General features: G+C 56.1%; 2 protein-coding genes. Both read right to left on the reverse strand.

Annotation, left to right across the window (positions count from 1 at the left end):
- On the reverse strand, positions 1-734 hold a 734-nt coding region (locus GXX34_00745; GenBank protein ID HHW06052.1), incomplete at its 3' end, for a 2-hydroxyacyl-CoA dehydratase.
- A 20-nt stretch (positions 735-754) separates the two neighbouring features.
- Complete coding sequence (locus GXX34_00750; protein ID HHW06053.1) at positions 755-2,455, reverse strand: long-chain fatty acid--CoA ligase; 1,701 nt, start codon at positions 2,453-2,455, stop codon at positions 755-757.
- Positions 2,456-2,514 lie beyond the last annotated feature (59 nt).

Raw genomic sequence — 2,514 nt, forward strand, 5'->3', positions numbered from 1 at the left:
CCGCCCAGTTCTTCAATCATCAGGTACAGGCCGTCCTTTTCCAGCACCGGCCCGCTTAAAAGGACCCCTATCCTCCCCGCGTCCTCTTCTTTGCGGGCGGTCAAAGAGGTCAAGGCCTCCTCCAGCAGGGTCACGTACTCCTCCCGGGGGAGGAGCTGCCCGGCCCGCAGCAGGGCCGCCACCAGGTGGGACGGCAACCAGGGCCTTAACTCATCCAGCTTTAAAGCCAGCCGCCGCATACGTGCATATAATTCTAAAGCAGAGGCTATTCTCTCCTCCTGCGGCGTTTCCCCCGCCAGCTCCCGCAGTTTTTGCCAGGCAGCTCTTAATTCTTCCAGATAGTACTCCCGGGCCCCGGGAGCGGACAGCATCACCGGCGGTACCAGTTCCAAGACTTTATCCTTTAAGACCGTCCGGGAAATACTGCCCAAACACTGCATGGTATCGCAGGTTTGGGCCAGGCCCAGCCCCGACAGTTTTTTGAGGCCGGGGCCTTTCAAATCGGCCAAAATGCCCCGGGCCAGGGAACAGGAAAAGGACGGCAATTCCGGGGGCATAGCCCTGGTCTGGCCGGGAAAAAGGCGCAAGGGCTCCAGGCCTGCCGCCCACACCAGTTCCTCCGGCCAGTAACTGCAAGTGAAACCGAAAAACCGCTTTTCCGGATACCGTGCCAAGATTTCCGCCCCCGTCAGGGAGGCAGCCTCCACCAGTCGTTCCATTGCCGATGCAGCCATTGCTCACCCTCCCGCCGGTCTTATGATGGAATCCGCTGTCGCTGCCGTAATTCTTTTTTGAGGATCTTCCCAATGGGGCTCTTGGGCAGGTCCTCCACCAGTTCCACTTCTTTAGGCACCTTATACCTGGTCAAATGCTCCCGGCAAAAAGCGATGATCTCCTGTTCCGTCGCTGCCGCTCCTTCCTTCAATTTCACAAAGGCCTTCACCTTTTCCCCGGCGTAGTCGTCGGGCACCCCGATGACGCAAGCCTCCGCCACGGCGGGATGCCGGTACAGGACGTCTTCCACTTCCTTGGGATAGACATTGAAACCGCCGGTGATGATCAGGTCCTTCTTCCGGTCCACGATATAGAAGTAGCCGTCTTCGTCCATGTAACCCAGGTCCCCGGTATACAGCCACCCGCCTCGCAAGGCCTCTTGCGTTTCCTCCGGGCGGTTGTAATAGCCCAGCATCAGGGTCGGGCCCTGAATCACTAGTTCCCCGATCTCCCCGGGCGGCAGGTCCCGGGTACCTGTTTCAATGTCCCGGACGGTGATCACCGTATCAGCAAAAGGTATCCCGATGCTGCCGGATTTATTGATGCCCTTAAAGGGATTGCAGCAGATGGCCGTCACCGCTTCGGTGAGACCGTAACCCTCCAGCAGCCGGCCGCCGGTGATCTTTTCAAACTGCTCCTTGACCTCCAACGGCAGGGGAGCCGCTCCCACAAAGCAGCCCCGGAGGGAGGATAAATCGTACTTGGAGAAGTTATCGTGATTGAGCATCCCGATATACATGGTGGGCACCCCGGCAAAAATGGTGGGCCGGTAGCGCTGGATAGCCTTCAGCATATCATCGACGCTGAAACGGGGCAGCAGGATACAGGTGCCGCCCGAGATCAAGGAAGCGTTCATGCAAACGCTCATGCCGAAGCCGTGGAAAATAGGCAGTACCGCCAAGATCCGGTCATGGTCGTTAAAATCGATCCAGGAACGGCATTGATAGGCATTGACCACCAGGTTCTTCTGGGAGAGCATGACCCCTTTGGGTTTACCCGTGGTGCCGCCGGTATAGATGAGGACGGCTAAATCCTGCTCCACGTCCCATTTAGCCGGTTGTATCCCGGTGGCGGGAAATTTGAGGAGTTCTTTAAACTGCCTGGCCGCTTTGATGCGCTTTTGCGCTTCCGGGCTGAGCTTGTTCTTCAAAGGATACAGAATATGCAAAGGAAAGGGCAGTTCATCTCGAATGGAGGTATAAAAAGTATGTTGGAGCAGTTCCCGGTGGCCTTCCTCCCGGAGGGTGTCACGCACCTTTTCCAATCGCCCGGCTAGCAAATCCAGGGCGACGGCCAGGCGGACCCCGGCATCTTTAAACAGGAACGCCAGTTCCGTTTCGGTGCTTAAGGGGTTCACCGGTACCACCGTGGCCCCCACGCCTAAAACAGCGTAATAACTAATGACGTACTGAGGGCAGTTAGGCAGCAGTAAAGCCACCTTATCCCCCTTTTTGATCCCCAGCCGGTGCAGGGAAACCATGCAGCGGGTGATCTTTTCGTAAAGGTCTTTATACGAAGTCGCCTTGCCGAAAAACATCAGTGCCGGAACTTGGGGCTTTTCCGTGGCCTTCTGTTTTAACAAGGTAAACAAATCTTCCCCGTGGTAAGGAATATGCCGCGGCACGCCTGCATCGTAGTGTTTGTACCAGGCATACTCTTTAAATTCTGACTGATTACTCAATCATTTTCCCTCCTTTGATACTAAGGGATTTAGATCCAGCTTAGCATAGACCCTTTTTA

Source organism: Clostridia bacterium, assembly GCA_012840125.1.
GTDB lineage: Bacteria > Bacillota > DULZ01 > DULZ01 > DULZ01 > DULZ01.